This is a genomic window from Shewanella sp. SM32 (assembly GCF_025654235.1).
GTDB classification, from domain to species: Bacteria; Pseudomonadota; Gammaproteobacteria; order Enterobacterales; family Shewanellaceae; genus Shewanella; species Shewanella oncorhynchi.
Map to the genome: position 1 here is coordinate 23,932 of NZ_JAKKRO010000062.1, position 6,295 is coordinate 30,226.

Sequence of the window (6,295 nt, forward strand, 5' to 3'; positions counted from 1 at the left end):
CGACATCAATATGTTTGGCTAACGAGTTTAGCTGCTTATGGTGAGCGGGGTATAAGTAACAAGTAACCAGATACAGAAAAATATCGTCGACATAACGACAGTAAATTTACGAAAGGCCTTGATGTATTCCAAGGTATAAATAAAGTACTTTTCTTGTACTCTGCGAGTGAGTAAAACCGAAGGCAGCATAAAACTGCAATAGAGCATGACTACCATAGTGGTAAAACTGTTTCCCCAGAAATGCTCATAAATAAATAAGGCGATGCAGAGTAGCATGGCGCACCAACTGATAGGGCTGATGCTATTTTCTGGATTCCATTGGGTTGATTTTTCCATCTGACTATCCTTAGTCGATTTGTACCTCAGTACAATTTATAGACGGATATCTCGACTTTATCAAACGCTTTCCACGGTTAGACTCAGTACGCTGGCCAGTTTGTTGCCGTTTGAGCCTTGTTCACCATTTATCCAATATGAGCGCGTACGACTTAAAGTGGAGTGAATTGCTTACTTAACGTTGAATGACTTGTGCTTAATGTGGTCGAGATAGCTTAAAGCATCTAGCTTAAAGTGTCTTGATATCGGCAAATTCGCCTTTGCAAAGCAGGGCTAAGTCTGTGGCCGCTAAGCTTATCTCTAAACCGCGTCTGCCCGCGCTGACATAAATCCTGTCGAAGCCTTGAGCGCTGGCATCAATCAAGGTTGGCAATTGTTTCTTCTGCGCTAAGGGACTAATACCGCCAACCAGATAGCCTGAGGATTTTTGTGCTAGGTCGGCATCGGCCATTTGTAGTTTCTTTTGTCTTAAGCATTTAGCTACGGCTTTTAGATTAAGCTGATGATCGACGGGCACTAGCGCGACGGCAATCGGCGCATGGGCTTTGTCGATGGCAACTAAAAGGGTTTTAAACACTTGTGCGGGTTCGAGCCCTAAGGTGTTAGCGGCTTCTTCGCCGTAGGCGGCGCAGTGTGGATCGTGGCTGTACTCTAAGATATCAAACGCGATCTTGGCTTTTTTAGCCAATCGGACGGCCGGGGTCATTTTATACTCCTTCACAAAACGGGGGATATTAGCGCTTAATCTTGGCTTAAAATGTTAGCCAGCTCTTTTAATTGGCTCATTGCCGTGAGCTAACATTATTTAAGGCTGTTACTCAACGATTATTCCGCTAGCTTTGTGCTTATCTTGTTTTTACGCTCTAAATAACGGGGCAGAAGTTGCTGCAACATCATCCCCGATAAAATAAAGGCTAGGCCGAGATAGGTTGCCATCGCAATCGTTTCTTGCAAAATCCACGCGATAAAACCAATCGACATCACAGGGGATAAAAACACCATAGTGCTGATGTTCGCGGTGCGAGTGGCGGTTTTCAGCGCCATTAACCAGAGCACGAAGGTAATGCCCATCTCAAATAAGCCCACATACATACCTGCAAATATCGCCTTAATACTAAAACTGGGCAGGGTATCTGTCAGCACTAAGGTGACGGCAACAAAAGGTAAGCCGATAAGAAAACTCAATAATAAACTGACCACGGGATCGCCTTGATCTTTAGTGTTGACGATCCAATATAGGCACCAGAGTAAAGTGCTGGTGAGAGCAAGACCGATACCGAGTGGGCTATCAAAACTAAAGCCGCTGATATCGCCGCCGGTGGCAATGATAAATACCCCAGTGTAGGCAATCAGCGCCGCAGCAATGTCGCTCTTACGCAAATGTTGCTTTAACAAAGGCGCGGCAAGTAACGGCAGTAATACCGCCCAAGTGTAATTAAGTGACAACGCTTGCTGCGCTGGCAGTAAGGAATACGCTTTAAATAGCACGACATAGTAGAGGAAGGGATTGATGAGTCCAGTCACCAGATAAAACATGGGGCGGCGTAAAAACTGTTGCTTGAGTAAGGAAAGATTTTTTTGCCAAGCAAGGATTCCGGCAAGGGCAATAATCGACGTGAGCACGGCAACAAACACCAGTTGCAGCGGTGTGTAGTAACTCAAGGCAATCTTAAAGGCCGTGGCCACTGTAGACCAGAGAAAGACCGCCGCCATGCCATACACGTACGCTAAATTCGAAGACTTCACTCTGCTACCTTACATGGATAAACATCCGCCAAATGTGGGCAGATTGAATAACAGCTTGGGTTGATAAGCAAGACTATTTTATGTGATTGGATATTTTATCCCGCTGTAGATGCGAGAAAGATAAATCAGAAAATTTTTTTGTTCGCCCTTGTAATTAAATTCCCTGTCCCAATATAGGTATCAAGGCAGAGAAGGTGGCCAACGATGGACTTGATATTTAAACCGTCTAGCCCCATATCAAAACCAACTAAACAAATTTAGATTGAATGAAATTTTTCGGAGGACCTCATGGGTAAAATTATTGGTATCGACTTAGGCACAACAAACTCTTGTGTAGCTGTCCTCGATGGTGGCAAAGCACGTGTGTTAGAAAACGCTGAAGGCGATCGCACAACCCCGTCAATCATCGCTTATACAGATGATGAAACCATTGTCGGTTCGCCAGCAAAACGTCAAGCTGTGACTAACCCGACTAACACATTCTTCGCGATTAAGCGTTTGATTGGTCGTCGCTTTAAAGATGACGAAGTCCAACGTGACGTGAACATCATGCCATTCAAAATCATTGCAGCCGACAACGGTGATGCATGGGTTGAATCGCGTGGCAACAAGATGGCTCCACCACAAGTTTCTGCAGAAATCTTGAAAAAGATGAAGAAAACCGCAGAAGACTTTTTAGGTGAAGAAGTAACTGAAGCGGTTATTACTGTTCCTGCTTACTTTAACGATTCACAACGTCAAGCGACTAAAGATGCGGGTCGTATCGCAGGTCTTGATGTTAAACGTATTATCAACGAACCAACGGCTGCAGCATTAGCCTACGGTATCGATAAGAAACAAGGCGACAACATTGTTGCAGTATACGATTTAGGTGGTGGTACATTCGATATCTCTATCATCGAAATCGACAGCAACGATGGCGACCAAACATTTGAAGTGTTGGCAACCAACGGTGACACCCACTTAGGTGGTGAAGACTTTGACAACCGTTTGATCAACTACTTAGCTGACGAATTCAAGAAAGAGCAAGGCTTAGATCTGCGTAAAGATCCATTAGCAATGCAACGTCTGAAAGAAGCAGCAGAAAAAGCGAAAATTGAACTTTCAAGCACCAACCACACTGAAGTGAACCTGCCATACATCACGGCAGACGCAACAGGTCCTAAGCATTTAGTGATTAAAATCACTCGTGCTAAATTGGAATCACTGGTTGAAGACTTGATTATCCGTACATTAGAGCCACTAAAAGTTGCCCTGGCTGATGCAGATTTATCTGTAACAGACATCAACGAAGTGATTCTAGTGGGTGGTCAAACACGTATGCCTAAGGTTCAAGAAGCAGTGACAAACTTCTTCGGCAAAGAACCTCGTAAAGACGTGAACCCAGACGAAGCGGTAGCCGTAGGTGCTGCAATTCAAGCGGGCGTACTGTCAGGCGACGTGAAAGACGTATTACTGTTAGACGTAACACCACTGTCTCTGGGTATCGAAACCATGGGCAGCGTGATGACTAAGTTGATTGAAAAGAACACTACTATTCCTACTAAGGCGCAGCAAGTGTTCTCAACAGCCGATGACAACCAAAACGCAGTGACGATTCACGTACTGCAAGGTGAGCGTAAGCAAGCGAGCGCGAACAAGTCATTAGGCCAGTTCAACTTAGACGGTATTGAGCCAGCTCCACGTGGCCAGCCACAAATTGAAGTGATGTTCGACATCGATGCCGATGGTATTCTGCATGTGTCTGCGACAGACAAGAAAACCGGCAAGAAACAAAACATCACCATCAAAGCTTCTTCTGGCTTAAGCGAAGAAGAAGTGGCGCAAATGGTACGTGATGCCGAAGCTCACGCAGATGAAGACAAGAAGTTTGAAGAGTTAGTGCAAGCACGCAACCAAGCTGACGGCTTAGTCCACGCGACTAAGAAACAAGTGGAAGAAGCGGGTGATGCATTGCCAAGCGAAGACAAAGAGAAAATCCAAGCTGCTATGGCCGCTGTTGACACTGCCAGCAAAGGCAATGACAAAGAAGCCATTGAAAAGGCAACTCAAAACTTGATCGAAGCATCTGCTAAGCTGATGGAAATCGCTCAAGCTAAGTCTCAAGCTCAAGGCGGCGACAATGCCGACGCGGGCAAACAGGCTAACGCTGCTGCCGATGACGTTGTCGATGCTGAATTCGAAGAAGTGAAAGACGACAAGAAATAATGACTTGTTTTCAATCAAATAGATTGATTTCAAAGCGTTAATTTCTAGGCGGGCGTTACGGGGCAACCCTAACGCCCGTTTGTTCAACGCCAGCTGAGAAGCATGAGATTATGTCAAAGCGAGATTATTACGAAGTATTAGGTGTCAGTCGTGACACCAGCGAACGTGAAATTAAAAAGGCCTACAAACGTCTGGCCATGAAATTTCACCCAGATCGCAACCCAGGCGACAAAACCGCAGAAGCTAACTTTAAAGAAATTAAAGAAGCCTACGAGATCCTAACCGACGCCGACAAAAAAGCGGCCTACGACCAATTTGGTCATGCGGGTGTGGATCCTAATCGCGGTGGCGGTGGTTACGGTGGTGGTCAAGGCGATTTCGGTGATATTTTCGGTGATGTCTTTGGCGATATTTTCGGCGGTGGACGTCGTGGTGGCGGTCAACGCCAAGCGGCCCGCGGCTCAGATTTACGTTACAACCTAGAGTTATCACTGGAAGAAGCCGTTAAAGGCTTAACCAAAGAACTGCGTATCCCAACGCTGGCGACTTGCGATCTATGTGAAGGCAGCGGCGCTAAAAAAGGCACCTCTGCAACCACTTGTGGCACCTGTCATGGTCAAGGCCAAGTCCAAATGCGCCAAGGTTTCTTTGCGGTGCAGCAGCCTTGTCCAACCTGTCATGGCCGCGGTAAGATCATCAAAGATCCTTGCACTAAGTGTCATGGCGATGGCCGTGTTGAAAAGAGCAAAACCTTATCGGTTAAGATCCCAGCCGGCGTTGATACGGGCGACCGTATTCGTTTAGCGGGTGAAGGCGAAGCGGGTGAGTTTGGTGCGCCTCCAGGGGATTTATACGTTCAGGTCAGCGTGCGTGAGCATGCGATTTTCGTCCGTGATGGCAACAACCTTTACTGCGAAGTGCCGATATCCTTCAGTAAAGCGGCCCTAGGCGGTGAGATTGAAGTGCCAACACTGGATGGTAAAGTCAGCCTGAAGATCCCAGCCGAAACGCAAACGGGCCGTATGTTCCGTTTACGTGGCAAAGGCGTCAAGTCGGTTCGCAGCCATGCGGTAGGCGACTTGCTCTGCAAAGTGGTTATGGAAACCCCAGTTAACTTAAACGATCGTCAAAAAGAACTGTTACGCGAATTTGAAGCCACCTTAACTGGTGAGTCGAAAAAACACAGCCCAAAGGCTGAGGGCTTTTTCGATGGCGTGAAAAAGTTCTTTCAAGATCTGAATAGCTAACTTGGTCTAGTGTCGCAGAGGTTAGCTGCGCACTAGAAGAAAAAAGCCCTGCAATGGTTAACCTTGCAGGGCTTTTTTATATTCGGATTTATGCCCAAATATTAAAGTGTTTAAAGTTGAAGCAGCCTGCGGTGGTGTTTCACCAATTAGCTGCTTAATTGTCCTGTGTCGTACTTCGGAGTTGAATTCGGAATCAAGCAGTTGCTATAAAACAAAATGACTATGACCGTAAATAGCGTTACTATAATGAAAAGTAACACTTAATATGCACCGTAACTGCTAATGAGAGAGTAATTATGGATTCAATAACTGGAGAATATGGACAAATCAGAAAACCCTTAATTTACTATAAGGGAAATCTCGTAGCATTGAATATATCTGAAGAGTCTGAGTCATATTTTGGCGGTAACTTACCATTAATATCTAACTTTCCCGAGACAGCGAAGTTACATCTTTTGTTTACATTAAACAGAGATATATTAGATTTATTCGACAACATCCAGTTTTCTAGCATAGCACTGAAGGATCCCCTCATAAATCAGCCATAGCATAGCCATATTTGAGCAACTGATTGGCGAATAATACCCAGGCCGCCAGCAATTCTTTCTCCGTGATTTGATAATCAGGCCGCCTGAGTACCTCCAATCCCAAGCGAATCGTTGAGAGTACCGTTCGATGCCCAATGGTATTGGCCTGAAAATGCTTATCCCAGCCCTGTTGCTGTGCGTGTAAACCAACTAGCCACAACAGGCATTGAA

At 45.6% G+C, this 6,295-nt stretch carries 5 protein-coding genes and 1 pseudogene; 2 read left to right on the forward strand and 4 right to left on the reverse strand.

Annotation, left to right across the window (positions count from 1 at the left end; translation table 11 throughout):
- Positions 1-27: 27 nt before the first annotated feature.
- The 3 genes from L5M10_RS19360 to L5M10_RS19370 form a co-directional block, all read right to left on the reverse strand.
- Positions 28-336: a hypothetical protein gene (locus L5M10_RS19360; RefSeq protein ID WP_212599364.1), complete on the reverse strand. Its 309-nt coding sequence runs from the start codon at positions 334-336 to the stop codon at positions 28-30.
- Between the two features lie 229 nt (positions 337-565).
- On the reverse strand, positions 566-1,042 hold the full coding sequence (gene ybaK / locus L5M10_RS19365; RefSeq protein ID WP_028759489.1) for a Cys-tRNA(Pro) deacylase: 477 nt from the start codon (positions 1,040-1,042) through the stop codon (positions 566-568).
- A 119-nt stretch (positions 1,043-1,161) separates the two neighbouring features.
- Positions 1,162-2,082 (reverse strand): DMT family transporter, encoded by a 921-nt coding sequence (locus L5M10_RS19370; protein WP_263148816.1) that lies wholly within the window; start codon positions 2,080-2,082, stop codon positions 1,162-1,164.
- 288 nt (positions 2,083-2,370) lie between these two features.
- Here L5M10_RS19370 and dnaK point away from each other — a divergent pair, with 288 nt between their 5' ends.
- Together dnaK and dnaJ are read left to right on the forward strand one after the other, a co-directional pair.
- Positions 2,371-4,290, forward strand: a complete 1,920-nt coding sequence (gene dnaK, locus L5M10_RS19375; protein ID WP_105251655.1) for a molecular chaperone DnaK — start codon at positions 2,371-2,373, stop codon at positions 4,288-4,290.
- A 110-nt stretch (positions 4,291-4,400) separates the two neighbouring features.
- On the forward strand, positions 4,401-5,537 hold the full coding sequence (dnaJ, locus tag L5M10_RS19380) for a molecular chaperone DnaJ (RefSeq protein ID WP_113941183.1): 1,137 nt from the start codon (positions 4,401-4,403) through the stop codon (positions 5,535-5,537).
- A 531-nt stretch (positions 5,538-6,068) separates the two neighbouring features.
- On the opposite strand, the pseudogene L5M10_RS19385 reads toward dnaJ, so the two are convergent.
- A pseudogene (locus L5M10_RS19385) lies at positions 6,069-6,295 on the reverse strand (IS4 family transposase); the annotation flags it as partial.

Bases quoted from the DNA above. Each gene is read 5' to 3' on its own strand.
- L5M10_RS19360 (WP_212599364.1), bottom strand. From the start codon at position 336: ATGGAAAAATCAACCCAATGGAATCCAGAAAATAGCATCAGCCCTATC.
- ybaK (WP_028759489.1), bottom strand. From the start codon at position 1,042: ATGACCCCGGCCGTCCGATTGGCTAAAAAAGCCAAGATCGCGTTTGAT.
- dnaK (WP_105251655.1), top strand. From the start codon at position 2,371: ATGGGTAAAATTATTGGTATCGACTTAGGCACAACAAACTCTTGTGTA.
- dnaJ (WP_113941183.1), top strand. From the start codon at position 4,401: ATGTCAAAGCGAGATTATTACGAAGTATTAGGTGTCAGTCGTGACACC.